The organism is Nocardia sputi, from assembly GCF_023501985.1.
Map to the genome: position 1 here is coordinate 137,193 of NZ_JAMFLC010000015.1, position 25,493 is coordinate 162,685.

23 protein-coding genes are annotated in these 25,493 nt (G+C 69.2%); 17 read left to right on the forward strand and 6 right to left on the reverse strand.

All coding sequences use genetic code 11. The features are described 5' to 3' along the window. Positions 1 to 156 precede the first annotated feature (156 nt). On the reverse strand, positions 157 to 2,730 hold the full coding sequence (gene otsB / locus M8859_RS20255) for a trehalose-phosphatase (protein ID WP_159924631.1): 2,574 nt from the start codon (positions 2,728 to 2,730) through the stop codon (positions 157 to 159). Between the two features lie 275 nt (positions 2,731 to 3,005). Further along, complete coding sequence (kstR, locus tag M8859_RS20260) at positions 3,006 to 3,656, reverse strand: cholesterol catabolism transcriptional regulator KstR (protein WP_043686038.1); 651 nt, start codon at positions 3,654 to 3,656, stop codon at positions 3,006 to 3,008. A gap of 145 nt (positions 3,657 to 3,801) precedes the next feature. Here kstR and M8859_RS20265 point away from each other — a divergent pair, with 145 nt between their 5' ends. The 7 genes from M8859_RS20265 (at position 3,802) to M8859_RS20295 (ending at position 11,515) form a co-directional block, all read left to right on the forward strand. Continuing rightward, entirely contained in the window at positions 3,802 to 5,967 is a 2,166-nt protein-coding gene (locus M8859_RS20265; protein ID WP_249644698.1) for an acyl-CoA dehydrogenase family protein, read from the forward strand. Positions 5,968 to 5,989: 22 nt separating this feature from the next. Continuing rightward, positions 5,990 to 7,054, forward strand: coding sequence for an acyl-CoA dehydrogenase family protein (locus M8859_RS20270; RefSeq protein WP_159924635.1), 1,065 nt, complete (start codon positions 5,990 to 5,992; stop codon positions 7,052 to 7,054). After that, the gene (locus tag M8859_RS20275) at positions 7,039 to 8,199 is read left to right on the forward strand and encodes an acyl-CoA dehydrogenase family protein (RefSeq protein WP_159924637.1); all 1,161 of its coding nucleotides are present in this window, start codon (positions 7,039 to 7,041) and stop codon (positions 8,197 to 8,199) included. Before M8859_RS20270 ends, M8859_RS20275 begins: the two co-directional genes overlap by 16 nt. 18 nt (positions 8,200 to 8,217) lie before the next feature. Next, positions 8,218 to 9,153 (forward strand): bifunctional MaoC family dehydratase N-terminal/OB-fold nucleic acid binding domain-containing protein, encoded by a 936-nt coding sequence (locus M8859_RS20280; RefSeq protein WP_195070253.1) that lies wholly within the window; start codon positions 8,218 to 8,220, stop codon positions 9,151 to 9,153. A gap of 220 nt (positions 9,154 to 9,373) precedes the next feature. After that, entirely contained in the window at positions 9,374 to 9,793 is a 420-nt protein-coding gene (locus tag M8859_RS20285; RefSeq protein WP_159924641.1) for a MaoC family dehydratase, read from the forward strand. Then, positions 9,786 to 10,964 (forward strand): lipid-transfer protein, encoded by a 1,179-nt coding sequence (locus M8859_RS20290; RefSeq protein ID WP_159924643.1) that lies wholly within the window; start codon positions 9,786 to 9,788, stop codon positions 10,962 to 10,964. The genes M8859_RS20285 and M8859_RS20290 overlap by 8 nt, the downstream gene beginning before the upstream one ends. A 113-nt stretch (positions 10,965 to 11,077) precedes the next feature. Next, positions 11,078 to 11,515, forward strand: a complete 438-nt coding sequence (locus tag M8859_RS20295; RefSeq protein WP_159924645.1) for an NUDIX hydrolase — start codon at positions 11,078 to 11,080, stop codon at positions 11,513 to 11,515. A gap of 9 nt (positions 11,516 to 11,524) precedes the next feature. Here M8859_RS20295 and M8859_RS20300 read toward each other — a convergent pair whose 3' ends face one another. Continuing rightward, complete coding sequence (locus M8859_RS20300) at positions 11,525 to 12,103, reverse strand: TetR/AcrR family transcriptional regulator (protein WP_159924647.1); 579 nt, start codon at positions 12,101 to 12,103, stop codon at positions 11,525 to 11,527. A gap of 63 nt (positions 12,104 to 12,166) precedes the next feature. Here M8859_RS20300 and zapE point away from each other — a divergent pair, with 63 nt between their 5' ends. The 6 genes from zapE to M8859_RS20330 all read left to right on the forward strand — a co-directional run bounded on the left by zapE (position 12,167) and on the right by M8859_RS20330 (position 17,533). Next, positions 12,167 to 13,192 (forward strand): cell division protein ZapE, encoded by a 1,026-nt coding sequence (zapE, locus tag M8859_RS20305; protein WP_159924649.1) that lies wholly within the window; start codon positions 12,167 to 12,169, stop codon positions 13,190 to 13,192. Between the two features lie 149 nt (positions 13,193 to 13,341). Further along, a complete protein-coding gene (locus M8859_RS20310; RefSeq protein ID WP_195070255.1) occupies positions 13,342 to 14,289 on the forward strand; it encodes a DUF4129 domain-containing protein in 948 nt (315 codons plus the stop codon). Between the two features lie 34 nt (positions 14,290 to 14,323). Next, entirely contained in the window at positions 14,324 to 14,812 is a 489-nt protein-coding gene (locus tag M8859_RS20315; RefSeq protein WP_159924829.1) for a hypothetical protein, read from the forward strand. Positions 14,813 to 14,841: 29 nt separating this feature from the next. After that, positions 14,842 to 15,804 (forward strand): AAA family ATPase, encoded by a 963-nt coding sequence (locus tag M8859_RS20320; RefSeq protein ID WP_159924651.1) that lies wholly within the window; start codon positions 14,842 to 14,844, stop codon positions 15,802 to 15,804. After that, positions 15,801 to 17,075 carry a DUF58 domain-containing protein gene (locus M8859_RS20325; RefSeq protein WP_159924653.1) on the forward strand — a complete coding sequence of 425 codons (1,275 nt, stop codon included), beginning with the start codon at positions 15,801 to 15,803 and terminating at the stop codon, positions 17,073 to 17,075. Before M8859_RS20320 ends, M8859_RS20325 begins: the two co-directional genes overlap by 4 nt. After that, positions 17,072 to 17,533 (forward strand): hypothetical protein, encoded by a 462-nt coding sequence (locus M8859_RS20330; RefSeq protein ID WP_159924655.1) that lies wholly within the window; start codon positions 17,072 to 17,074, stop codon positions 17,531 to 17,533. The genes M8859_RS20325 and M8859_RS20330 overlap by 4 nt, the downstream gene beginning before the upstream one ends. A gap of 46 nt (positions 17,534 to 17,579) precedes the next feature. Here M8859_RS20330 and chsH3 read toward each other — a convergent pair whose 3' ends face one another. Together chsH3 and kstD are read right to left on the reverse strand one after the other, a co-directional pair. Continuing rightward, positions 17,580 to 18,443: an enoyl-CoA hydratase ChsH3 gene (gene chsH3 / locus M8859_RS20335; protein WP_249644699.1), complete on the reverse strand. Its 864-nt coding sequence runs from the start codon at positions 18,441 to 18,443 to the stop codon at positions 17,580 to 17,582. A gap of 207 nt (positions 18,444 to 18,650) precedes the next feature. Next, positions 18,651 to 20,351, reverse strand: coding sequence for a 3-oxosteroid 1-dehydrogenase (gene kstD / locus M8859_RS20340; RefSeq protein ID WP_159924666.1), 1,701 nt, complete (start codon positions 20,349 to 20,351; stop codon positions 18,651 to 18,653). Positions 20,352 to 20,465: 114 nt separating this feature from the next. On the opposite strand from kstD, the gene M8859_RS20345 reads away from it, so the two are divergent. Genes M8859_RS20345 through dmpG form a run of 4 tightly spaced genes read left to right on the forward strand, consistent with a single transcriptional unit; the run spans position 20,466 to position 24,850 of the window. Next, positions 20,466 to 22,091, forward strand: coding sequence for an FAD-binding protein (locus tag M8859_RS20345; protein ID WP_249644732.1), 1,626 nt, complete (start codon positions 20,466 to 20,468; stop codon positions 22,089 to 22,091). A 1-nt stretch (position 22,092) separates the two neighbouring features. Continuing rightward, positions 22,093 to 22,878 (forward strand): 2-keto-4-pentenoate hydratase, encoded by a 786-nt coding sequence (locus M8859_RS20350; protein WP_249644700.1) that lies wholly within the window; start codon positions 22,093 to 22,095, stop codon positions 22,876 to 22,878. A 16-nt stretch (positions 22,879 to 22,894) separates the two neighbouring features. Then, entirely contained in the window at positions 22,895 to 23,800 is a 906-nt protein-coding gene (locus M8859_RS20355) for an acetaldehyde dehydrogenase (acetylating) (protein ID WP_159924833.1), read from the forward strand. Positions 23,801 to 23,812: 12 nt separating this feature from the next. After that, complete coding sequence (gene dmpG, locus M8859_RS20360) at positions 23,813 to 24,850, forward strand: 4-hydroxy-2-oxovalerate aldolase (RefSeq protein WP_159924670.1); 1,038 nt, start codon at positions 23,813 to 23,815, stop codon at positions 24,848 to 24,850. A 62-nt stretch (positions 24,851 to 24,912) separates the two neighbouring features. On the opposite strand, the gene M8859_RS20365 is transcribed toward dmpG, so the two are convergent. After that, positions 24,913 to 25,476 carry a YdeI/OmpD-associated family protein gene (locus tag M8859_RS20365; RefSeq protein WP_249644701.1) on the reverse strand — a complete coding sequence of 188 codons (564 nt, stop codon included), beginning with the start codon at positions 25,474 to 25,476 and terminating at the stop codon, positions 24,913 to 24,915. Positions 25,477 to 25,493: the final 17 nt, after the last annotated feature.

The following is a 25,493-nucleotide window of genomic DNA, read 5'->3' on the forward strand; positions in this document are numbered from 1 at the left end:
GGTACTCCTGGCAGTCCGGCAGATCAAAATGGAAATCGTTCCCGTTTAACTCTAGCAAATCCGGTCCGGCGGTAGGAGGTAACGCCCACGTGGAACGCGAAAACCAAGGGCCCGTGGACGATTCCTCGTTCGCGGGCCCTCGGTGAGCTCGAGACTTCAGACCAGCGCGGCCTCCACCGGCTGTCCGAGCAGCTGCGCGCAGCGCAACAGGCCGAGATGGCTGTAGGCCTGGGGATGGTTACCGAGCGAACGTTCGGCGACCGGGTCGTACTCTTCGCTCAGCAGCCCCGTCGGCCCCGCGACGTCGACCAGCTGGGCGAACAGCGCCTCGGCGTCCGAGCGCTTCCCGATCAGCAGGTACGCCTCGACCAGCCAGGCCGCGCACAGGTGGAATCCGCCCTCGCCGCCGGGCAAGCCGTCGTCGTGGTGATAGCGGTACACGGTCGAGCCGCTGCGCAGCTCGGCCTCGGTCGCCACGACGGTCGCCGCGAAGCGCGGGTCGGAGGGGTCGATCAGGCCGCTCAGCCCGATGTGCAGCGTGGCCGCGTCGAGGTCGGTGCCGTCGTAGGCCGCGGTGTAGGACTGCACGTCGTCGTTCCAGCCCTTCGCCTTCACCTCGTCGGCGATGGTGTCGCGCAGCACCGGCCAGGCCGGATCGGCCTCGCGATCGAACTTCTGCGCCAGGGTCAGCGCACGATCGACGGTCAGCCAGCCCATCACCTTCGAGTACACGTGGTGGCGGGGGTTGCCGCGGATCTCCCAGATGCCGTGGTCGGGCTCCTGCCAGCGCCGCTGGACCGCCGAGACCATGGCGCACACCAGCTCCCAGTCGGCATCGGGCAGCACGTGCGCGGGATCGGTGACGCCCCGCAGCTCCCTGGCGTGCGCCAGGGTGGCGATGAGATCCACGATCGGGCCGAAGACGTCCAACTGCACCTGCATGTTGGCCGCGTTGCCGACGCGGACCGGACGCGAGCCCGCGTAGCCGGGCAACTGGTCGATCGAGGCCTCCGGCGGCAGCGTCTCGCCGTACAGCGTGTACAGCGGGTGCAGGCGCTCGGGGCCGGGCAACGTCTCCAGTACCCGGTGCACCCAGCCGAGGTAATCCTCGGCCTCGGTGAGGGAGCCGAGCGAGACCAGCGCCTGGGCGGTCAACGCGGCGTCGCGCAGCCAGCAATAGCGGTAGTCCCAGTTGCGCACGCCGCCGATGTCCTCGGGCAGCGAGGTGGTGGCGGCCGCGAGGATCGAACCGGAGGGCGCGTGCACGAGGCCGCGCAGGGTCAGCGCGGAGCGCTTCATCAGGTCGGGCTTCAGCGGCGGCAGCGTGAGCGTCGAGGCCCACTCCGACCAGTACCGCTCGGCCTCCCGGCGCCGCTGGGCCTCGCTGGTCTCGGCGGGTTCGAGGTCGAAGGTGCCACAGCGCAATTCGAGCACGACCGGGCCTTTGGAGGGGTCGACCACGGCACGTGCCGACTCGTGGGTCCCGTCGGAGACGATCTCCCATCGCACGCCGGGGGAGCGCAGCACGATCGGATCGTTGGTGCCGTACACGCGCAGCCCGCCCTCCTGCGCTTCGAGGTTCACCGGCACCTGGCCGAACTCGGGCCGGGGAGCGAAGGTGACCACGGCCTTCGCGTCGCCGGTGATCACCCGGGTGAGGTCGGTACGCGTGGGCGCGACGTCGTGCGGCAGGTAGTCGGTGACTTGCAGACTGGCCCAGCGCGTTTCGACGGTCATCGTGCCGTCGACGTAGCGCTGCGAGAGCGGCAGCCCCGGCCGCTCGGGCTCGATGGTGAAGTGACCGCCCTGCGGGCCGCCGAGCAGGTGCGCGAACACCGCGGCGGAGTCCGGCTCCGGGTGGCAGAACCAGGTCACCGTGGCGTCCGGGGTGAGCAGCGCGACCGAGCGCGGGCTGGCCAGCATGGTCAGCCGCTCGATACGCGGCGCGCTCGCGCCCGCCAGCCAGGTCCGGCGCTCCTCCAGCAGGTAGGCCAGCGCCCAGGCCACGGCCTCGGTGCTGTCCACCCGGAACTTGGCCAGGCTCTCGCCGTCGCCGACCTTGATGCCGACGTCCGGGCCCGCGAGCACCCGGAACGCCTTCTCGTCGGTGACGTCGTCACCGAAGAACACCGCGGCCGAGGCCCCCGCCTGATGCCGGACGGTGTCCAGTGCGGTGCCCTTGTCGGTCTGCACCACGGCCAGTTCGATGACGGCCTTGCCCTCGGTGACCTGCACGCCGAACCAGCACGCCGGACCGAGCCGGACCTGCGACAGCGCCCGATGACCGATCTCCGGGCTGGCGTTGCGCACGTGCAACGCCACACTGGCCGGCTTGATCTCGACGGTGACGCCCGGGTTGTCCGCGGCGATCTGGTTCAGCGCTGTCTGCACCTCTCTGAGCAGGTGCTTGGCGTCGTTGTCGATCGCGTGTACGAAGCCGACGTCGAATTCCGAGCCGTGGCTGCCGATCAATTGCACTTCGACCGGCAACCGCGACAGCGCCGCGAGATCTCGCAGCGCGCGGCCGGAGATCACGGCGGCAGTGGTCCCGGTCAGGCCGGCGAGGGCTCGTAACGCGCTCACCGATTCCCGATGGGGGAAGGCTTTGGCCGGATCGGACACGATGGGCGCGAGTGTCCCGTCGTAATCCGATGCGACCAGCAGCCGTGGCACGCGCGCGACCGTCGACAGTGCACGGCGAAGTTCCAGTGGCAGATCCTGTGCGCTCACGCATCCAACCTAGTGATCGGAGGAGTTTTTTCAGGGGGCGGGCAAAACAATACTGTGTTGAATTTGCCGCACAGCAGCGCGCCGGTCCGCGTGCGCACGATAACGCAGGTGCTGAACCGGTGTCCGGTGGATCTGCCCAGCTAACGGCGACGGGATCCGAGCGGGTGAGCTTCGTCGCAGTACAGCGGCCGTTCGAACCCGGCATGGTGGCCGGGCGTCGAATTGCTCGCCGTGCGCTGAATTGCCCGCCGTGCGCTGGGGGATCCCGATCGAGCTTACTGGTTGCGTTCGCCGAGCAGGAGGTCGACGGTCAGTTCCAGGCGTTCGGTGACGTCGGTGGCCGAGGCGCGCCGGGTCAGCCAGGCGACGAGATTCGACAGCCACACATCGCTGATCACGCGCGCGATGGCCAGTTGGCGTTCGGTGGGCTCCCCATCGTTCATGGCTCGCGCGAAGACGCGGTCCATCACCTTGCCGACGCGGTCGACCTCGGCGGCGGCGGAGGCGTCGGCGAACATGAACGCCCGGGTCATGGCCTCGGTCAGCAGCGGGTCGCGCTGCATCATCCGGGTGATCTGGGTGAGCAGCAGGTGCATGCGCTCCTGCGGGGACTGCCCGGCAAGCGGCTTGCGTTTGCCCTCGATCTGCTCGAATTCCCGCGACAGCGCCGAGACCAGCAGGTGCACCTTCGACGGGAAGTAGCGGTACAGCGTGCCGACCGCGACATCGGCGCGTTCGGCGACCGCGCGCATCTGCACCGCGTCGTAACCGCCCTTGGACGCCAGCGCCAAGGTCGCGTCCAGGATCCGCTTGCGCCGCTCGCGCTGCGCCGCCGAACTCAGTTCGTCCTCGGAGAGCGTGGTGACCGTAGCGGCGGGCCGCGCCGCGCTCGGATCGGCTGGCTGCGATCGGGACGGACTGGCCATTGATGAAAGTCCTTTCCGGAAACGTCGTTTCGTCGGCTGTGTGCGCGGTCGCACCGCGGCGGTGATGGTCTCTTGACTTCCGCCCGGCTAGGATATTAGAACATGTTCTAGGTGTGGGAGTCACGCCGGAAAGGCGGTATGGAGTGTGACCATCGCCACCACTGACGAGCATAAAGCCGTTCAGGAGTCGATGCGCGGGTGGGCCGCTTCGGCCCGTCCGATTGCAACAATGCGGACCGGCGCGGCCGACTTCTGGCGCGGCTACTGGCCCGCGCTGGCCGAGATCGGGATCTTCCGGGTCGCGGTGGCCGAGGAGGCGGGCGGCGCGGGCGGATCGGTTGCCGATCTCGCCGTGCTGATGGAGCAGGCGGCGCACGACCTGGTCGGCGGCCCCGTGCTGGCAACGGCTCTGGTCAATCTGATCACGGCGGGCCGGCTCGCCGAGGACATGCCGTGCGGTGTCGCGCTCGACTTCGTCGTCGGATCGACGGTGAGCGTACCCGCCGCAAGCGACGGCGTGTTGCTCACGGGTACCTGGGATTCCGTCCTCGGCGCCGCGCCCGGCACTGCCGTCCTGCTGCCGGTCGACCACCCGCACGGGCAGCGCTGGTGCCTGGTGCCACCCGACGCCGACGGCCTGCGGGTGGAGGCGCTCACGCCGCTGGACCCGAGCACTCCGCTGGCGCGGGTGCACTGCGCCGACCTGCGGGTGCCCGCCGAACAGGTGTTCACCCCGCCGCACGACGCCGGGGATCTGCTCGTCGCGCTGGTCGCCGCCGAACTGGCCGGGCTCGCGGGCTGGTGCCTGGAGACCGCGGTCGACTACGCCAAGGTGCGCGAGCAGTTCGGCCGTAAGATCGGCTCGTTCCAGGCGGTCAAGCACATCTGCGCCTGGATGCTCTGCCGCACCGAACTCATCCGCGCCGTAGCCGCCGACACCGCGGCCGCCGTGGACGACGGTGGCGCGGAACTGCCGATCGCCGCCGCCATCGCGGCCGCGATCGCCTTGGACGCCGCGGTCGAGACCGCCAAGGACTGCATCCAGGTGCTCGGCGGCATCGGCTTCACCTGGGAGCACGACGCGCACCTGTATCTGCGCAGGGCGACCGCGCTGCGTCAACTGCTCGGCGGCTCGGCGCGCTGGCGGGCCCGGGTCACCGAGCTGACCCGTCAGGGTTCGCGGCGCACCACCGGGGCCGACCGGGTCTTCGCCGAAGGCGCCGTCCCCGGCGCGGGCTCGGCCGTGGCGGGAGGGGGCGCGCGCGAACTGGCCGCCGAGGTCGCGCGGATCGCGGCTCTGCCCGCACAGCGGCAGCGCGACGCACTGGTCGAGGCGGGTCTGGTCATGCCGCATTGGCCGCGGCCGTACGGGCGCGCCGCGGACCCGATGACCGGTCTGGTGATCTCCGAGGAACTGCGCCGCGCCGGGCTCACGGCGCCGGACCTCGCCATCGGCGGCTGGGCGATTCCCACGCTGTTGGGACACGGAACGCCGGAACAGATCGAACGCTTCGCGTGGCCGACCTTGCGCGGCGAGGTGGTGTGGTGCCAGCTGTTCAGTGAACCCGAGGCGGGCTCCGACCTCGCCGCGCTGCGGACCAGCGCGAAAAAGGTGGACGGCGGCTGGGTGCTGCGCGGACAGAAGGTGTGGACGTCACTGGGCGACAAGGCGAATTGGGCGATTTGCCTGGCGCGCACCGATCCGGATGCGCCCAGGCATAGGGGCATCACCTATTTCTTGGTCGACATGCACGCCGCCGGACTCGAAGTCCGCCCACTGGTGCAGATCACCGGTGAGGCGCGTTTCAGCGAGGTTTTCCTCGACGACGTGTTCGTGCCGGACGATTGTGTGGTCGGCGCATTGAACAATGGATGGCAGATCGCCCGCTCGACCCTGGCGACCGAGCGGGTCGCGATGGGTGGCAACGGCATCGGTCCGGTGCTCGAAGAGCTGATCGCGAAATCGCCCGCCACGGGACCGGGCACAGAATTGGTGAACGACCGGCTCGGCGGATTCGTCGCCGAGGCCGTCGCCGGACTTCTGCTGGAACAACGCGCGGCAGTGAAGTTGCTTGCCGGGGGAGACCCGGGCGCACAGAGTAGTGTTCGCAAATTGGTCGGGGTGCGCCACCGCCAAGCGGTCGCGGAATTCGCTGTCGAGACGACAGGGCCTTCCGGCGCGCAGGATACCGAAGTGGTGAAGGAATTCCTGCTCACGCGCTGTCTATCGATCGCTGGTGGAACCGAACAGATTTTGCTCACCGTGGCCGGTGAGCGAATTCTCGGGCTGCCTCGTGACGCGAACAGCTAGTCGCCGACAACCGGGAGAAAACGTGGATTTCACCAGGGACGAGGGCCAGGACGCGGTCGCCGAGGTCGTCGTGAGCTTGCTGGAGCGAGAACCCGCTCGCGATATGGAGCTGTGGCCGAGATTGGTCGACTCCGGACTGCTCGTCGTCGCGGTACCCGAGCGGCACGGCGGCGACGGCATGGGGCTACTCGAAGTATCGGCGTTGCTGACCGAGCTGGCGACCGACGCGGTCGCGGTTCCCGCTCTCGCGACACTCGGGTTCGGCGTGCTGCCGATGGTGGCGAGTGCGCCGGAGAGCGCGATAGCGCGAGTGCTGCCCGAGGTCGCCAAGGGAACCGTGCTCACGGCAGCGCTGAGCGAACCCGCTGCGCCTTTCACCGTCAAGCCGGAGACCATCGCTGTCACCAGCGGGAACACCGTGCGTATCAGCGGGCACAAAGTGGCCGTGCCCTACGCCGAGGAGGCGAGCTGGCTGCTCGTGCCGACCAGTTCCGGCATCGCCCTGGTCGACGCGCAGGCCGAAGGGCTCACCCTGACGCCCACGCCGGTCTCCGGTGGCATCCCCGAATGCACCGTGCGCCTCGACCAGGTGGAGATACCCGCCGAACAGCACTGGAGCACCGGCCTGGCCGATCTGCACCGGCTGGCGCTCGCCTCGATCGGCTCGGTAGCCGATGGGTTGCTCAAGGGTGCGATCACCCTCACCGCCGAGCACCTGCGGACCCGTCACCAGTTCGGCAGGCCGCTGGCCCAGTTCCAGGCCGTGGCCCAGCAGATCGCCGACCTCTATGTCGTCTCGCGAACCCTGCACGTCGCCGCGGTCTCGGCGAACTGGGCACTTGCTCAGGATGATTCGAGCCAGGAGCATCGCGACCGCACCGACGACGACCTGGAGATCCTGGCCTACACCGTCACCGCGGAACTGCCCGCGGCCATGCAGAAGTGCCATCACCTGCACGGCGGTCTCGGCGTGGACGTGACCCACCCGATGCACCGCTACTACTCACAAGCCAAGGACCTCGCCCGCTGGCTCGGCGGCGCGTCGCTGCGGCTCGATCGTCTGGGGGCCAGATGTTCATCGACCTGACCACCGAGCAACGCCGGCTGCGCGACGAACTGCGCGCCTATTTCGCCGATCTGGTGACTCCCGAGGAGGAGGCCGCGATGGCGGTGAACCGGCACGGCGACGCCTACCGCGCCGTCGTGCGCCGGATGGGCCGCGACGGCCTGCTCGGCGTCGGTTGGCCGAAGGAATACGGCGGGCAGGGTTTCGGGCCGGTCGAGCAGCAGATCTTCTTCAACGAGGCGGTCCGCGCCGACGTCCCGCTTCCGTTGGTGACGCTGCTGACCGTCGGCCCCACCTTGCAGCAATTCGGCACCGAGGAGCAGAAGCAGCGGTTCCTGCCCGGAATCCTCTCCGGAGAGATCCATTTCGCGATCGGCTACTCCGAACCGGAGGCGGGCACCGACCTGGCCGCGCTGCGCACGTCCGCGGTGCGCGACGAGTCGGGGGACTGGGTCGTCAACGGGCAGAAGATCTTCACCACGGGCGCGCACGAAGCCGATTACGTGTGGCTGGCCTGCCGCACCGGCTCGGCCGAGTCGCGCCACCGCGGCATCACGATCCTGATCGTGGATACCACCGATCCCGGCTACTCCTGGACGCCGATCATCACCTGCGACGGCGCCCACCACACCAACGCGACCTATTTCGACAACGTGCGCGTCCCGGCGAGCATGCTGGTCGGCGAGGAGAACCGAGGCTGGAAGCTGATCACGACTCAGCTCAACCACGAGCGGGTGAGCCTGGGTCCGTCCGGCAAGATCGAGCAGCTCTACGACCGGGTGCGCGACTGGGCGCAACCGCGCGGCGTGCTCGCCGAACTCGACGTGCGGCGCGCGCTGGGCCGCATCCACGCCATGGTCCGGCTGAACGAACTGCTGAACTGGCAGGTGGCCGGGACCGTCGACGGCGATCAGTCCCAGGTGATCGCCGACGCGTCGGCCACCAAGGTGTATTCCACCGAATCGCTGCAGGAGGCGGGCAGGCTCGCCGAAGAGATCGTCGGCCGCTACGGCGACCCGGCCGACCCTGCCACCGGCGAACTGCTGACCTGGCTGGACCGCAGGACCAAGCAGAACCTCGTGGTCACCTTCGGCGGCGGCGTCAACGAGGTTATGCGGGAGCTGGTCGCCTCGTCCGGACTGCGGTTGCCGCGAGTACCCCGATAACGAGTGAAGGAGCCGCGCGTGCCGGAAACCACTACTCCGGAGGCGATCGTCGCCGCAGCCGAAGCGATTCGGGCGGCGGGTGAGTGCGCGCCCCGTTTCGGGCGTGATCCGGTGAACCAGCCGATGATCAACAACTGGGTCGAGGCGCTGGGTGACGCCAATCCGATCTACGTCGACGAGCAGGCGGCGCGCGCCGTGGGACATCCCGGCATCGTCGCGCCGCCCGCCATGGCGCAGGTGTGGACCATGTTCGGGCTCAACGGTTCGCGGCCCGCCGACGATCCGATGGGCGCGGCCACCGAACTACTCGACGCCGCGGGCTACACCTCGGTGGTGGCCACCGATTGCAGGCAGACCTATCACCGCTATCTCAGTGTCGGTGAGCAGGTTTCGGTCACCAGCACGCTGTCGGACATCCGCGGCCCGAAGCGGACCGCGCTGGGTGAAGGGTGGTTCGTCACCTTTCAGACCACCTGGCGGGTCGGTGAAGAGGTGGTCGCCGAGATGCTGTTCCGGTTGTTGAAATTCGCCCCGGGCACCGCGGCGCAGGTGCCCGCCGCGGGCGAGCGGGTGAAGCCGCTGGTCTCCTGGGACACCGAATTCTTCTGGGAGGGAGCCAACGCCGGGGAGCTGCGCATCCAGCGACTCCCGGACGGATCGCTGCGGCATCCCCCCATCCCGGCCATCTGGCAGGACAAGTCGAAACCCACCGATTACGTCGTCGCCTCCGGGCGCGGCACGGTGTTCAGTTACGTCGTACACCACGCGCCGAAGGTGCCGGGGCGGCAGTTGCCGTTCGTGGTGGCGCTGGTCGAGTTGGAGGAGGGCGTTCGCATGCTCGGTGAATTGCGCGGCATCGAGCCCGCCGCGGTGGAGATCGGCCTGCCGGTCGAGGTGGGCTTCGAGAAGCTCGACGACGAGGCAACCCTGCCGTTCTGGGTGGTGCGCGCATGAGCGGTCAAGCCCGGAGGAGGCAGCGCAGCGTGACCACGCAGGGCTCCGCTCATGCGCAGAAAGGACCCGGCGTGAGCGGTCAAGCCCGGAGGAGGCAGCGCAGCGTGACCACGCAGGGCTCCGCTCATGCGCAGAAAGGACCCGGCATGAGCGGTCGAGCCCGGAGGAGGCAGCGCAGCGTGACCACGCAGGGCTCCGCTCATGCGAGGAAGGAGGCAGTGTGACCGCCGCCGTCGAACCGGGGTCCGTGCGGGTGGGCACGGTGTTGCCCGAGCTGGTGATCGATGCCGACCCCACGTTCGTGATCAGCACCGCCCTGGCCACCCGGGATTTCCAGGACGTGCACCACGACCGGGACAAGGCCGTCGCCCGCGGCTCCAAGGACATCTTCGTCAACATCCTCACCGACACCGGCTTGGTGCAGCGCTTCGTCACGGACTGGGCGGGTCCGCGCGCTGTCGTCAAGTCGATCGCGCTGCGCTTGGGCGTGCCTTTGTACGCCGGGGACACGCTGACGCTGACCGGCACGGTGACCGCGCTGGAGGGCGAGGACATCCACATCGACGTGGTCGGCAAGGACAGCCTCGGCGACCACATCACGGCCACGGCCGTCATCGCGTTGTGGCGGGCCGATGACTGAGCAGGGTATTTCCGGCCGCGCGGCCGTCGTTGGCATCGGCGCCACCGATTTCTCGAAGGACTCCGGACGCAGCGAACTACGGCTGGCCGCCGAGGCGGTCACCGCCGCGCTGGCGGACGCCGGCCTGACGCCCGCGGACGTGGACGGGCTGACCACGTTCACCATGGACACCAACACCCAGGCCGCCGTCGCCAGGGCGGTCGGCATTCCACGCTTGAAGTTCTTCAGCCACATCGGCTACGGCGGCGGCGCGGCGTGCGCCACCATCCAGCAGGCCGCGATGGCGGTGGCCACCGGCATCGCCGACGTCGTCGTGGCCTATCGCGCGTTCAACGAGCGGTCGGTGTCGCGGTTCGGGCAGTTCTCCACGGCGCTGGCCACCGCGCCCACCTCCTCGGGCATCGACGCGGGGTGGTCCTATCCGCAGGGGCTGGGCACACCGGCCGCGCAGGTGGCGATGGTCGCCCGGCGCTACATGCACGTCTACGGCGCCACCAGCGAGGACTTCGGCCGAGTGGCCGTCGCCGACCGCAAGCACGCCGCGGTGAACCCGGCCGCCTTCTTCTACGGCAAGCCGATCACCCTGGCCGACCACCAGAATTCCCGGTGGATCGCCGAGCCGCTGCACCTGCTGGACTGCTGCCAGGAGTCCGACGGTGGCGTGGCGATCGTGGTGACGAGCGTCGAGCGCGCCCGCGACCTGCCGCAGCGCCCGGCCGTCATCGCGGCCGCCGCGCAGGGTTCCGGCGCGGACCAGTACGTGATGACCAGCTACTACCGCGACGCCATGACCGGCCTTCCGGAGATGGGCCTGGTCGGCGACCAGTTGTGGGCACAGAGCGGATTACGTCCGCAGGACATGCAGGCCGCCGTCCTCTACGACCACTTCACCCCGTTCGTCCTCATGCAGTTGGAGGAACTCGGGTTCTGCGGCCGGGGCGAGGCGAAGGACTTCATCGCCGACGGCGCCATCGAGGTCGGTGGACGGCTGCCGCTCAACACCCACGGCGGACAACTCGGTGAGGCGTACATCCACGGCATGAACGGCATCGCCGAAGCCGTGCGCCAAATCCGCGGCAACTCGGTCAATCCGGTACCCGACCTGACCAACATCCTGGTCACCGCGGGCACCGGCGTTCCCACTTCCGGCCTGGTCCTCACCGCCGACTGAACCGTCCTCGCACATGCCGCCGCTCGATTCGCACCCGCCACGGCCGGTGCGGAGAACGTGCGGCGTGTGCGAAGCGTTTCGGGTGAACGTTCCGGGAGCGTAGGTTGAGGGCGGTGGCGGATCGGCATCTGGTTGATGTGCACGTGCTGTTGCTGCGCGGCGAGGAGTTGCTGCTGAGCAGGCGGCGCAGCGCGGACGAGTTCGACGGCTTGTGGCATCTGCCGGCCGGAAAGCTGGAGTCGGGGGAGTCGGCGCTCGCCGCGGCGGTTCGCGAGGCGTGCGAGGAGGTCGGCGTGGTGATCGACCCGGCGGCTCTGCGGCACGTCCATACCGCGCACGTCGTCGGTTCCGGGCGGGAAGCTCGGATCGGATTGTTCTTCGAGACTCGCCGCTGGTCGGGTGAGCCGGTCAATCGCGAGCCCGACAAGTCCTACGAGCTCCGCTGGTTCCCCCTCACAGACCTTCCGGCCACGCTCATCCCGTATCCGGCCGCGGGCATCCGCGGCTACCGCACCGGCGAGACCTACAGCCAGCGGGGTTGGCCGAACTGAGCGCAGCGGTCACGCGCTCAGGTGAGAAACGAGCAGGCGGGCGAGCTGCCGCACGCTCTCCGGCGTGTCCGGCCGCAGGGAGCTGCGATTGCCCGCGAAACGGTCGAAGACGGCCCCTTCCACGACCGCGACGAAGTCGTCGGCTCTGCTGTCCGGGTCGGGTGCGCCCATGGCGCGGAAGAGGTCCCGGGCGCGGTCGGGGGAGAAGAGGCTGTGTACGAGCCGGGGACGCAGGTCGTGATCATCGAGCAGGTCGACCAGTAGCGCGTGCCGAGCGATCAGGTGTGCGCGCCGCTCGGCCAGTAGCCGGTCGAGCCAGGCGGCGATGGCCTCCGCGATCGATCGAGCATTCGGCGCGCCGGTCGGCGTGAACTCGGCGGCGGCGAAATCCTCGCGGGAACGGGTGGTGATCCGGTCCACGATGGCCTCGACGAGGGCGCGTTTGGTGCGGAAGTAGTAGGAGGCCGATCCGGCGGGCAATCCCAGTTCCGAGTCCAGCGCCCGGTGCGTGAGCGCCCGCAGTCCCCGTGTCGCGATCAGTTCGATGGCCGTGTCGACGAGGAGCACGCGCCGGTCGCCTGTGGACATGATCACCCTTCCTGGCCGCCGCGCGGCCCCGTCCTCTACAAATGTAGAGGACAAGGAGATGGCATGGAACCCGATGTGAGTGGTTGGGACGCCGACCAGGTGCGGGCGGCGCAGCGGTTGCGGGAGTTGGTCGATCGGCGCGGTAGGCCGGTCCGGCGTCATCGGGGCGTCTACCTCTACGGTGGGCCGGGCCGGGGCAAGACGATGCTCATGAACCGGTTCTTCGCCGAGGTGGCCTCCGAACGCAAACGTCGCTTCCACTTCCACCAGTTCTTCGCCCGCTTGCACGCCGCCGCACACCGGTACGGCTCGATCGACGCCGCGGTGGACGACCTGCTCGGTGACGCCCTGCTGATCTGCTTCGACGAATTCCATGTGCACGACATCGGCGACGCGATGCTGATCGCCCGACTGCTCGGCGCGCTGTTCGCCCGCCGCGTCGCACTGGTGGTGACCTCGAACTATCCGCCGGCCGCGCTGCTGCCGAATCCGCTGTTCCACGACCGGTTCGTTCCGACGATCGAGCTGATTCTCGCGAACATGGACGTGGTGGCCGTCGACGGCGGGACCGATTATCGCGCCCTGGCTTCCCGTGGTTGCCGTACCGGATTCGCGGCGGGACGGTACGTCGTGGCCCCGGGGCCGCGCGCGGCTCGGAAGACGCCACCGGATGCGACCGTCGACGCTCGGAAACGCGATGCGGCGCAACAGGACAACGATCCGCGCCTCGAAATTCCCCTCGCCGCCGCAAGTTTGCACGCTATCGCCGAAGGTGACGACCTGCTCGTCGTCGACTTCGCCGCATTGTGCGGAGTCCCAACCTCCGCTGCGGATTATGTAGAACTGGCCCAACGATTTCTGCGCTGGGAAATACGGGATGTACCACCGCTGCGCGAAGTTCCGCCCGACTGGACGATGCGTTTCGTGAACCTGGTCGATGTTCTCTACGACACCGACCGTGAACTCACCGTCGTCGCGTCCGCGGCGCTCGGCGAGCTGGTGCGCGACGTCCGGGAAGTGCCGGATATATCACGTTTGACGAGCCGACTTTGTGAATTGTCCCAGTCATTGCCCGCTATCGCCCGGTAGTCGCAGCCGCCACGAGCGACCTGTCGCCTTCGGTGCACAGTCGCGGTTTAAGAGGAGGAACTCCGAAGTATTCCATTCCATCCCGAGCCGACCGCCCGGCATGTAACTATGTGGCTGTTTTGTGCAGTACTCAGAATTGGTGGTACGCAGTGAGCAGGGCGCGAGCGCCGATATCGCGCGTGATCGTGCTGATCACGCTGCTGTCTTTTGCCGCCATAGCCTTGCACGGATACATCCCAGGAATTACCGAGGCCGAGCCGCGCAGGCACGCTCCCTCCGCCTTGTCGGTCGCGCTCATGCCGGTGCTGCTCACCGTGTCGATAGTGATCTTGCTGGCGGGGGTGATCGCGAGCCAGCACCGGTTGCCGCTGGCCATGCCCGAGCCGGAACGCGAGGACGAGCGCGCACAGTGGCGTCTCGGGCGGGTCGGACTGGCTGTGCTCGGAGCGCTCGCGCTGCTGGCGGTGCTGCTCGCGGCCGCGTCGGCGATCTACTTCATCGGCGCGAGCACACCGAGCGAGCCCGCGCGCCCGGCCGCGCCTGCCACCACCACGGGCACTCCGCCGGAGCAGGGAGCCCCGCCGCCCGCCGAATACGACCCGACGCCGGCGGAGCTGACCGGCACGGCGCTGGTGCTGGCCGCGATCGCGGCGGCGGGCTTGCTGACGGTGGCGATGAGCGGTTTGGTCGTCGTCGCGGTGTCCGCGCGGCGCAGGCCGGTGCCCGCCCCGGCGCAGTCGGTTCCGGCGGCGCCCACCGTGGCCGACTCGTTGGCCCGCGCGGCCGAGATGGGCTTGGCCGCGATGAACGCCCCCGGTCAGGACCCGCGCACCGCGATCATCGCCTGCTACGTCGCGATGGAGCGCGGCCTCGCCTCCGATCGCGCCGCCGCCCCGCTGATCTCGGACACTCCGATGGAGGTGCTGGCCCGAGCGTTCGAACGCGGCGCGCTGCACGACGCGTCCGCCCGCGAGCTGGTCGCCTTGTTCGAGGAGGCGAGGTTCAGCCCGCACGCCATGCTCGAATGGCAGCGCATGCGGGCCGAGCAACTGCTGCGCATCGTGCTCGCCGATCTGCAAGGGGAGGTTCCCGCGTGAACGGTCGGCCGGGGAAGGACGCGGCGTGAATCGAATGGGGGTGGTGGTCGCCTGTGTGATCGTCGTCGCGCTGATCGAGCTGGTCGCAGTCGAGCGCGCCCGCGGGTTGCTGCTGATCGTTACCGGGATCCCGGTGGCGGTGGCACTGGGCTGGCTGGTCTGGTCGCTGCGCGAGCGCTCCGGGGCCGGGGCCGAGGACTCGATCGAGGACATGGAGAACGGTCCCGCTGAGATGCTGCAACGCTGGCACGCCAGGGCGGAGATGCTCGCGGACCGCGCGGACGGAACTCGTGCCGATTGGGACCGGCACTTGCGTCCGTTGCTGGCGAAAGAGTTCGAACTGTCCAGCGGCCAACGGGTCGCGAAGAACCGCAGGGCGGTCGAAGCGGCGGGCATCCATCAATTCGGGCCCGAACTGTGGCGCTGGGTGGACCCAGCAAATTCGGCCCTTCGTGATCAGACCAGCAGGGCACCGGGACGTGCGGCGCTGGACGAGATCCTGAGCCGCCTGCAGAGAATGTGAAATGGGTTGAGGCAAGTGCGGGTACACAGATGACCATGCCGATGGACGTGACCATCCAGCGCAGCGAGGCCGTGCTCCGGGAGCTGTCCCGGGTCGTGGTCGGCAAGCAGGACGAGTTGCAGTTGATCATGATCGCCGTGCTGTCCGGTGGGCACGTGCTGATCGAGGACTTACCCGGCCTCGGTAAGACGCTCATCGCGAGATCGTTCGCGGCCGCGCTCGGGTTGCAGTTCAACCGCGTGCAGTTCACCCCCGACCTGCTGCCCGCGGATCTGCTCGGCTCGACGATCTACGACATGTCCTCCGGCCGGTTCACCTTCCGCCGCGGTCCGGTGTTCACCAACCTGCTGCTGGCCGACGAGGTGAACCGCACCCCGCCGAAGACGCAGGCCGCGCTGCTGGAGGCGATGGCGGAGGGGCAGGTCAGCATCGACGGCGAGACGTTCATGCTGCCGCAGCCGTTCGTCGTGCTCGCCACCGACAACCCGATCGAGTACGAGGGCACCTACCCCCTACCGGAGGCCCAGCTCGACCGGTTCGCCATCCAGCTGCGGCTGGGGTATCTGTCCGAGCAGGACGAGACGCAGATGATCCGGCGCAGGCTCGAGCGCGGCGCACAGCAGCCGCAGGTCAACCAGGTCGTGGACACCAACGGGCTGCTGGAGATGCGGCAATCCGTCGAATACGTGACCGTGCATCCCGACGTGGTCAGCTACGTGGTCGCCCTGGCCTCCGCGACCAGAGGACATCCGCAGGTGGAGGTCGGCGCGAGCCCGCGCGCGGAACTGGACCTGGTGCAGATGTCCCGGGCGCGGGCGCTGCTGCTCGGCCGCGACTACGTGATCCCAGAGGACGTCAAGGCGCTGGCGGTCCCGGCCATGGCGCACCGGATCACGCTGCGGCCGGAGATGTGGGTGCGCCGCATCCGTGGCGAAGACGTGATCACCGAATTGCTGCGCCGTCTGCCCGTCCCGCGCGCCACCGTGACATGAGGCACCGCGACGCCAGCTCCGCGGTCGACATCGAATTGCGGTGGCGACCCGCGCCGCTGGTCTTCATGCTCGCGGCATGTGCGGCGGCGGCACTGGTGCTCGCGGTGGTCCTCGGCCGATGGCAGCTGCTGGTGTTCGCCGCCCCATTGCTCGGCGTGCTGGCCACCGCGCCGTGGCAGCAGTCCTCGACCAGGATCCAGGTCGACGGCGGCGGCACGCTGCGCTGTTTCGAGACCGAGGAAGTGGTGCTCACCGTCGCCGCCTTCGTCGAGAAGGGACATGCGCTGCTGCGCCTGAAACCGGAAGGCGCTACAGGGCTGGAAGTCCAGGTCGAGGAGGCCAGTGACTCCGGAGTCGCGCCCGCCGGGCTGCGGCTGGCCCTCTCGGCGAGCAGGTGGGGGCGCTACCCGGTATCGGTGCGGGTGTCGGCGCTGAGCCCGGCCGGGCTCGCGGTCGCCACCGCGGTGCTGCCCGCGGGCCAGCTGTTCGTGTACCCGATCACCGATCCGCAGCGGATGCGCTTGCCGCGCACCGAACTGCCCGAGCGGCTCGGTACCCACCTGACCCGCAGGCACGGTCCCGGCGTCGAATACGCGGACATCCGTGCCTACGCGCCCGGTGACCAGCTGCGCATCGTGAACTGGCCGGTGAGCGCGCGGCGCGGGCGGCTGTATGTCACCGAGCGGCTGACCAACCGTTCCGCGGACGTCGTGGTGCTGGTGGACACCTCCCAGCAGGCGCCGGGACCGGCCACCGACTCGCTGGAGTTGTCGGTGCGCGGCGCGGCGCAGGTGGTGCAGTCGACCTTGCAGGCGGGCGATCGCACCGCGGTGGTCTGCCTCGGCCGGGAACCGCGCTGGCTGCGGCCGGATATCGGGCGCCGCCAGTTCTACCGCATCGTGGACACCGTGCTGGACGTCGGCGACGAGCACATTCCGACCACCGGCACCCTCGCACCGCACGCCGCCGTACCGCTCGGCGCGATCGTGGTGGCCTTCTCCACGCTGCTGGATACCCAGTTCGCGCTCGCGTTGATCGACCTGCGCAAGCGCGGGCACGTGGTGGTCGTGGTGGACGTGCTGCGCGGCACGCCGTTCCACGAGCACCTCGACCCGATCCTGGCCAAGATGTGGCAGCTCGAGCGCGCGGCGATGTACCGGGACATGGGCACCGTCGGCGTCGACATCGTGGCATGGCCGCAGGACGCCCGCCTGGACCAGATCATGCGGGCGCTCCCGGAGCACCGCCGGACCGTTCGGGTGCGCCGATGACCAGATTCCTCGCTGTTCTGTCCGGGGTGTTGCTGGTGGCGTCGGTGGCACTGCTGGAGCCGTGGATCGGCATTCCCGCCTCGATCCTGGTCGCGCTCGGCTGGTGGTTCCGGCCGCTCGCGGTCTGTGCGGTGCTGCTCGCGCTCGGCGTGCTGGCGATCGCCGACGCCGGTGTGCTCGCCTCCGCCGCAACGGGTTTGGTGGCCACGACCTATCTGCTCAACGCCGCGACGGTGACCGCCCCGCACGGGGTGGTGCCGACAACGATCCCCTCGGTGGCCGGAGCGGTCGGTTTCGCGGCGGTGGCGGTGTGCGCCGCCCTCGTCCCGCTGCGCCTGGCCTGGGCGCCGCTGGCCGCGCCGGTGCTGGTCGTCGTGCTCTACGCCCTGGTGATCCAGGGCGTAGCCGCACGACGCGGCCGTGACGACCGAGAACTTCCGGCGTCCAGTGGAATCTGACGTCCCGCCCAGGCGCAGCGTGCCGTCGCGCGGCACGAAACGAACCTCAGGCGCGGAATCGCAGGGTGACGTCGCCCAGCACCGGGGCATCGTCGCGTTCGACCACGGTCGCGGCGATGGTCAGTTGGTCGTCCTGCCGCCAGATCCGAGTGCGGATCGTTTCACCCGGGTAGAGGACGCCGGCGAACCGGGCGCGGAAACCGGTGACGCGGCTCGCGTCCGAGCCGAGCACGGTGTCGGTCGCGGTCTTGCACACGATGCCGTAGGTGCAAAGCCCGTGCAGGATGGGCGCGGGAAATCCCGCAGCGCGGGCGAATTCGGGGTCGGAGTGCAGCGGGTTGCGGTCGCCGGACATCCGGTAGAGCAGCGCCTGCTGCGGCAACGTCGGTGTGGTGACCTCGAAATCCGGGGCGCGGTCGGGCAAGGAGGACTTGTTGCTGGGGCCACGCTCGCCGCCGAAGCCGCCCTCACCCTTGGCGAAGATCGATGAGCGTTCGGTCCACAGCAGGGCGCCGTCGGAGCCGGTGACCGTGTGCTCCTGGACGATGACCGCTGCCGAGCCCTTGTCCCAGACTTCGGCGATCCGACTGGCTTTGGTCGCTTTTCCCGCCGCCGGGATCGGGCGGTGCACCTCGACCTCCTGATCGCCGTGCACAACCTTCGCCAAGTCGATGTCGATGCCGGGGAACTTCACTTCGGGCGGCTCGGTCTCGTGCACCGTCGCCGCCACGGTGGCGAAGGTCGGCAGCACCTGCGGTTCCCGGTCATCGAGGTAGCGCAGCTCGGCGGGGTCGGTCCAGCGCGTGCCCGCGCCGAGGCCGAGCTGGTAGAGCTGCACGTCCGAGGGGGTCCAGGCGAACTCCCGGCTGGGCAGCTGCGCGCCGAGCGCGATCTTCGGGTCGATGGGCATCAGTTCTCCTTGTGCATGGATGTGGATCGATCCGGCGAGCCAGGCCGCGCCGGAGACGATGGCGCCCTTCCGACGATCCTGCGCGGTGGGACCGCGGCTCGCCAGTGCGTCGTCCGGTCGGCGGGATCGTTCGCGTGGCCACCGCATCGGACGGCGCGGTCCGGGTCGGGCTGGTCTGCGGCCGCGACCCACACCGCGATCTCGTCGTCAGGCTCCCGCCGTGGCGGCGGCGGGCTGCTCCTTCTTGCGCTTGGCGATGTCGAGCACCGCGAGGTAGCCGAAGGTGATGGCGGGGCCGATGGTGGCGCCTGGTCCGGCGTAGGTGTGACCCATCACCGGGGCGCTGACGTTGCCGGAGGCGTACAGGCCCTCGATGACGGTCCGGTCCTCGCGCAGCACCCGCCCAGCGGTGTCGGTGACCAGACCGCCTTTCGTGCCGAGGTCGCCGGGCACGATCTCGGCCGCGTAGAACGGGCCCTCCACCAGCGCCGCAAGGCACGGGTTCGGCTTGACCGTCGGATCGCCGTAGTACTTGTCGTAGGCGCTGTCACCGCGGTGGAAATCCTCGTCCACTCCGGTGGCCGCGAAGCCGTTGAACCGTTCGACGGTGGCGGCGAGCTTCTGCTCGGGCACCCCGATCTTCGCGGCCAGCTCGGTCAGCGTCTGCGCCTGCACGATGAGGTCGTTTTCCATCCAGCGGGACGGAAACCGCTGACCGGGCTGTAGTCCCGCGAAGATGTAGCGGTTGCGGTAGCGCTGGTCGAACACCAGCCACGCGGGCACGTTCTCGCCGGGGCCGTCGCCCTGGCCGTACTCGCCGCCGTACATGGTGTGCACGGCCTCGACGTAAGGAGCGGACTCATTCCCGAAACGCTCACCGTCGGCGTTCACGATGATGCAGCCCGGCAGATTGCGCTCGGCCAGGCAGAACCAGGGCTTGCCGCCTTTGAAGATCGTCGGCCCCCACCACGCGTCGGCCATGATGTCGATGTCCGCGCCGAGTTCGAGACCGGCGCGGATGCCGTCGCCGGTGTTGGCGGGCGCGCCGGTGGTCCATTCGGTGGTGATGGGTTCGCGCTGGTAGGCGTGGCGCATCTCGGCATTGTGCTCGAATCCGCCGCTGGCCAGCACCACGCCGTACCTGGCGGTGAAGCGCACGGTCTCACCCTCGTGTTCGGCCTCGACGCCCGCCACGCGGTCATCCTCGACGATGAGCCCGGTCAGCGGGGTGTTCAGCAGCAGCGGCACGTTCGCGTCCAGCAGGCCCTTGCGCAGCGCGGCGGCCAGTGCCTGTCCCATCCCGAGCAGGTGCTTGCCGGTCAGCCGGGCCCAGGTGGTGCGCGCGCCGACCCGCATGGCGCGCAGCATGCCGCGCGGATGCCGCCGGATGAGGTTGAGCTGCTTGAAGTCGGCTTGGGTGACCACGACGTTCAGCGGAGCCTTGCTGTAGGCGGGCTCCAGGTTGAAGCGTTCCGCACCGAGGATCTTGGCGTCGAAGGGCCTGGGTTCGCACGAGCGTCCCGCGGCGAGTCCACCCGGCGCCTCCGGGTAGTAGTCGGAGTAACCCGGCACCCAGCGCATCTTCAGCGGCGTGTGGTCGAGCACGAAGTCGAACGCTTCCGCACCGCGATCGATGTAGGTGTCGATCCGTTCGGCGGGCACGACGTCGCCGATGATGCTGTGCAAGTAGGTCCGCGCGTCCTCGCGGTCGTCGGGCCGACCGGACGCGCGCAGCGCCTTGTTGCCCGGGATCCACACACCACCGCCGGAGCGCGCGGTCGACCCGCCGTAGTGCGCGGCCTTTTCGATGACCACCACGCTCAGCCCATGATGGGCCGCGGTGAGTGCGGCGGTCATGCCGGCGGCGCCGCTGCCGACCACCACCACGTCGTATTCCCGATCAGTCATGTAGAACACGTTATAGAATGGACGCGCCATTGGTCTATGTTGTGTGGCAGAAGACTTGCTCGACGTTCCATTTGTCGAGGAAACTTGTTTCAGTTTCAGACCGGAGTGGAGTACATGGGCCTCGAATGGGACCTGGCCACCGACGTTGTCGTGGTCGGATACGGCGCCGCGGGTGCGGCGGCCGCGCTGGAAGCGACCGAGGCGGGCGCGCAGGTGCTCGTGCTCGAACGCTTCGCCGGGGGCGGGACGTCGGCGCTGTCCGGCGGCATCATCTACGCGGGCGGCGGCACCTCCGTGCAGCGGGAGGCGGGGGTGGAAGACACCCCGGAGGCGATGTACGCCTATCTCGAGCGTGAGGTCGGCGACGCGGTCACCCCTGAGACGCTGCGCCGGTTCGTCGACGAGAGTCCGGAGCTGATCGAGTGGCTGAAGGCGCACGGCGTCCCGTTCGAAGCCTCGCTGTGCCCGTACAAGACCTCCTACCCCAACGACCGCTACTACCTGTATTACTCGGGCAGCGAGATCTCCGGCGCGTTCCGCGACATCCCCGCCGCTCAGCGCGGGCATCGTGTGAAGGGTAGGGGCACGTCGGGGAAGAAGCTCACCGGCCCGCTCGCGGCGGCGGCGGCCCGAGCGGGTGTGCGCGTGGAAACCCTCACCCGGGTGACCCGATTGCTCACCGACGATGCGGGCGCGGTGATCGGCGTCGAATGCCACACGCTGCGCGACGCGCCCGGCCGGGTCCGGGACCGGTACACCCGGATGGCGCAGATCGCGGCCAAACCAGGCATCTACTACCCGCCGCTGCGGCGGTCGCTGGAACAGCGGCTGGCCCGGCTGGAGCGCCGGTACGGCAGCACGATCCGGGTCCTCGCGCGGCGCGCGGTGGTGCTCGCCGCGGGCGGGTTCATCGCCAATCGCGACATGATTCAGCAGTACGCTCCCGCCTTCCACGGTGGTCTCGCCCTCGGCACCACCGCCGACGACGGCAGCGGCATCCTGATGGCCCAGCAGGTCGGCGCGGCCTTGGACCGCATGGACAACGTCTCCGCGTGGCGGTTCCTGCTCCCGCCCAGCGCATTCACCGGTGCGCTGCTGGTGGACGCCGTGGGTCGCCGGGTCATCGACGAGACGCGCTACGGCGCCGCGGTGGGCAACGCGCTGATCACCGAACACGACGGCAAGGGCTGGCTGCTGGCCGACGACCCGCTGATGCGCACCGCGATCGGCCAGATCGGCGAGCAGGGCGCCTGGTTCCAGCGCGGCCAGTTCGAGACGATGCGGCGCACCGCGATCCGCGGCGCCACCTTGGAGGAAGCCGCCGTCAAGGCGGGCATCGACCCAGCCGGATTGCGCTCGACGGTCGAGGCGCACAACACCGCGATCGAGACCGGAGACCCCGATCCGGTCGGCAAGCCCGCCGAGTTCACCAATCCGGTCCGCACCGGCCCGTTCTGGCTGTTGGATGTGGGCATCAAACCGAGCCTGACCAACCCGTGCCCCATGCTCACCCTCGGCGGCGTCGTCGTGGACGAGCGCACCGGCGCGGCCAAGACCATCGAGGGCCGCGACATTCCCGGCCTCTTCGCGGCCGGGCGCACCGCGATCGGCGTCTGCTCCAAGTCCTACGTCAGCGGTCTTTCGCTGTCGGACTGCGTCTTCTCCGGCCGCAGGGCAGGCCGGTCCGCCGCGGGTGAGCAGGTCTCGGCGCTCGAACAAGCAACTGTGGAAGGGAATTAGCGTGCTGTCCGACGCGGTACGAACCGAACTGGCCGACGAACTCGAGCGCGCGGAGCGCGAGCGGGTGGCGATCGATCCGCTGATCGCCCGCTGTCCCGACATCGACGTGGTCGACGCCTACGAGATCCAGCTGATCAACATCCGGCGCAGGCTCGACGCGGGCGCGCGGGTGGTCGGCCACAAGGTGGGCCTGTCCTCGAAGGCCATGCAGCAGATGATGGGTGTGGACGAACCGGACTACGGGCACCTGCTCGCGGAAATGGAGGTCTTCGAGGATGTTCCGGTCGAAGCGGGCCGCTACCTGTTCCCTCGCGTGGAGGTGGAGGTCGGTTTCGTGCTCGGCGCGGACCTGCCCGGCGCGGAATGCACCGAAGCGGATGTGCTCGACGCCACGGTCGCCTTCGCACCCGCGATCGAGCTGATCGACTCGCGGATCAAGGACTGGAACATCGGCTTGGCCGACACCATCTCCGACAACGCGTCCTCCGCCGGTTTCGTGCTCGGCGCCCAGCGCGTCGCGCCGCAGGACATCGACGTCAAGGCGATCGACGCGGTGCTCACCCGCAACGGCGAGGTGGTCGCCGAAGGCCGCAGCGACGCCGTGCTGGGCGACCCGGTGATCGCGGTGGCCTGGCTGGCGCGCAAGGTCGCGAGCTTCGGCGTCCGTTTGAAGGCCGGGGACATCGTGCTGCCCGGCTCGTGCACCCGCGCCATCGACGCCCGTCCGAGCGATGCGTTCCACGCCGAGTTCGCCGGACTCGGTTCTGTCCGTCTGCAATTCACCTAGGGAGGCTGTCGTGTCCGTGAACGGGACCGTCACCGCCGCGATCGTCGGGTCCGGCAACATCAGCACCGACCTGCTCTACAAACTGCTGCGCTCGGAGAAGATCCAGCCGCGCTGGATGATCGGGATCGACCCGGACAGCGAGGGCCTGAAGCGGGCGCGCGGGCTCGGGCTGGAAACCTCGCACGAGGGTGTGGACTGGCTGCTCGGCCGATCGGAACTGCCCGACCTGATCTTCGAGGCGACCTCGGCGTACGTGCACCGCGCCGCGGCCGGGCGCTATGCCGAAGCGGGCATCCGCGCCGTCGACCTCACTCCCGCCGCCGTCGGCCCGGCCGTCGTGCCGCCGGTGAACCTGAGGGCGAATCTCGACGCGCCGAACGTCAATATGATCACCTGTGGCGGCCAGGCGACGATTCCGATCGTCGCGGCGGTGTCGCGGGTCGTCCCGGTGCCTTACGCGGAGATCGTCGCGTCGGTGTCGTCGGTCTCCGCGGGGCCGGGCACACGGGCGAACATCGACGAGTTCACCAAGACCACCAGCCGCGGCGTCGAGACCATCGGCGGTGCGCGGCGCGGCAAGGCCATCATCATCCTGAACCCGGCCGAGCCGCCGATGATCATGCGCGACACCATCTTCTGCGCCATCCCCGAGGACGCCGACACCGACGCGATCGCCGACTCGATCAATCGGATGGTCGCCGACATCCAGCAGTACGTCCCCGGCTACCGGTTGCTGAACGAGCCGCAGTTCGACGAGCCGTCGGTGGTTTCCGGCGGTATGGCCAAGGTGTCGGTGTTCGTCGAGGTGGAGGGCGCGGGCGACTTCCTGCCCCCGTACGCGGGCAACCTCGACATCATGACCGCCGCCGCGACGCAGGTGGGCGAGGTCATCGCCGAACAGATCACAGCGGCCCGGGTGTAAGGAGCTCACGACATGGCCTACTCAGCAGAACTCGACATCCGCGTCACCGACACCTCGCTGCGCGACGGATCGCATCACAAGCGCCACCAGTTCACCGCCACCGAGGTCCGTGACATCGTCGCCGCGTTGGATGGCGCCGGCGTCCCGGTGATCGAGGTGACCCACGGCGACGGCCTCGGCGGCTCGTCGTTCAACTACGGCTTCTCCAAGACGCCGGAACAGCAATTGGTCACCATCGCCGCCGAGACGGCGAAGCGGGCGAAGATCGCCGTGTTGATGCTGCCCGGTGTCGGGGTCAAGGAAGACATCAAGATCTCGCAGGACAACGGCGCGTCCATCTGCCGCATCGCCACCCACTGCACCGAGGCCGACGTGTCGATCCAGCACTTCGGCTTGGCACGCGAACTCGGGCTCGAGACGGTCGGGTTCCTGATGATGTCGCATACCCAGCCGCCGGAGGTGCTCGCCAAGCAGGCTCGGATCATGGCGGATGCGGGATGCCAGTGTGTCTACATCGTGGATTCCGCCGGAGCGCTTGTGCTGGAGCAGGTTACCGACCGGGTCGCGGCGCTGGTCGCCGAGCTCGGCGACGACGCGCAGGTCGGCTTCCACGGTCACGAGAATCTCGACCTGGCCGTCGCCAACTCCGTCTACGCCATCCGCGCCGGCGCCACGCAGATCGACGGCAGCGCACGGCGTTTCGGCGCGGGCGCGGGCAACACTCCCGTCGAGGCCCTGGTCGGGGTGTGCGACAAGCTGGGCATCAGAACCGGCATCGACTTCTTCGCCATCGCCGACGCCGCCGAAGACGTCGTGCGCCCCGCGATGCCCCAGGAATGCCTGCTCGACCGCCAAGCCCTCATGATGGGCTACGCGGGCGTCTACTCCAGCTTCCTCAAGCACGCCGAACGCCAAGCCGAGCGCTACGGCGTCTCGGCCGCGGAAATGCTCGTGCGCGCGGGCAAGCGCAAACTGGTCGGCGGCCAGGAAGACCAACTCATCGACATCGCGCTGGAACTGCAGCGGGAGAAGGCGACCGTCTCCGCCTGACCGCTGCCGGGCCGCGAACGGAAGCGCCGTTCGCGGCCCGTGTCGCGCCACGGGAATGGTGGCTACATCGCCAGTTCGGCGACCATCCGCCGCAGTTGGTCGGTGCGTTCGGCGGAGGTCCGCGTCTTCATCAGTCGCTGGAAGTAGGCGTACCGCGCGGTACGGTCGAGCTGATCGAACCTGCTGCGTGCGTGCGGGTTCAGGGCGAGCGCGTCGCGCAGGTCGGCGGGGCAGGTGGCCGTGCGCTGACGTTCGTAGGCGGCCGACCAGCGGCCGTCGGATTGCGCGGCGGCGATGGCCGCGAAGCCCGAAGCGCGCATGCGGCCCGCGGCGATCAGCGCTTCGGCTTTGGCGACGTTGACCTGCGACCACGGGCTCTTCGGCCGGCGTGGGGAGTACCGCTGGAGGTAGTGGCCGTCATCGAGGCGGCGGCGGTGACTGTCGATCCAGCCGAAGCACAGCGCGCCGTCGAGAGCCTCGGCGATGGTGATCGTGGTGTCCGCCGCCCCCTTCTTGGCGATTTTCAACCAAACCGCCTCAGCCCGGTCGTGGTTGGCGGCAAGCCAGTCCTCCCATTGCGCGGTGCCGGCGCAGAAGAGGACTTCGGTGCCATCGAGTCGATCCATAGTGCTCTCCTGGGGTA

Bases quoted from the DNA above. Each gene is read 5' to 3' on its own strand.
- kstR (WP_043686038.1), bottom strand. From the start codon at position 3,656: ATGGCCAGTCCGTCCCGATCGCAGCCAGCCGATCCGAGCGCGGCGCGG.
- M8859_RS20275 (WP_159924637.1), top strand. From the start codon at position 7,039: ATGTTCATCGACCTGACCACCGAGCAACGCCGGCTGCGCGACGAACTG.
- M8859_RS20290 (WP_159924643.1), top strand. From the start codon at position 9,786: ATGACTGAGCAGGGTATTTCCGGCCGCGCGGCCGTCGTTGGCATCGGC.
- M8859_RS20300 (WP_159924647.1), bottom strand. From the start codon at position 12,103: ATGTCCACAGGCGACCGGCGCGTGCTCCTCGTCGACACGGCCATCGAA.
- zapE (WP_159924649.1), top strand. From the start codon at position 12,167: ATGGAACCCGATGTGAGTGGTTGGGACGCCGACCAGGTGCGGGCGGCG.
- M8859_RS20315 (WP_159924829.1), top strand. From the start codon at position 14,324: ATGGGGGTGGTGGTCGCCTGTGTGATCGTCGTCGCGCTGATCGAGCTG.
- M8859_RS20320 (WP_159924651.1), top strand. From the start codon at position 14,842: ATGACCATGCCGATGGACGTGACCATCCAGCGCAGCGAGGCCGTGCTC.
- M8859_RS20325 (WP_159924653.1), top strand. From the start codon at position 15,801: ATGAGGCACCGCGACGCCAGCTCCGCGGTCGACATCGAATTGCGGTGG.
- M8859_RS20330 (WP_159924655.1), top strand. From the start codon at position 17,072: ATGACCAGATTCCTCGCTGTTCTGTCCGGGGTGTTGCTGGTGGCGTCG.
- chsH3 (WP_249644699.1), bottom strand. From the start codon at position 18,443: ATGCCCATCGACCCGAAGATCGCGCTCGGCGCGCAGCTGCCCAGCCGG.
- kstD (WP_159924666.1), bottom strand. From the start codon at position 20,351: ATGACTGATCGGGAATACGACGTGGTGGTGGTCGGCAGCGGCGCCGCC.
- M8859_RS20345 (WP_249644732.1), top strand. From the start codon at position 20,466: ATGGGCCTCGAATGGGACCTGGCCACCGACGTTGTCGTGGTCGGATAC.
- dmpG (WP_159924670.1), top strand. From the start codon at position 23,813: ATGGCCTACTCAGCAGAACTCGACATCCGCGTCACCGACACCTCGCTG.
- M8859_RS20365 (WP_249644701.1), bottom strand. From the start codon at position 25,476: ATGGATCGACTCGATGGCACCGAAGTCCTCTTCTGCGCCGGCACCGCG.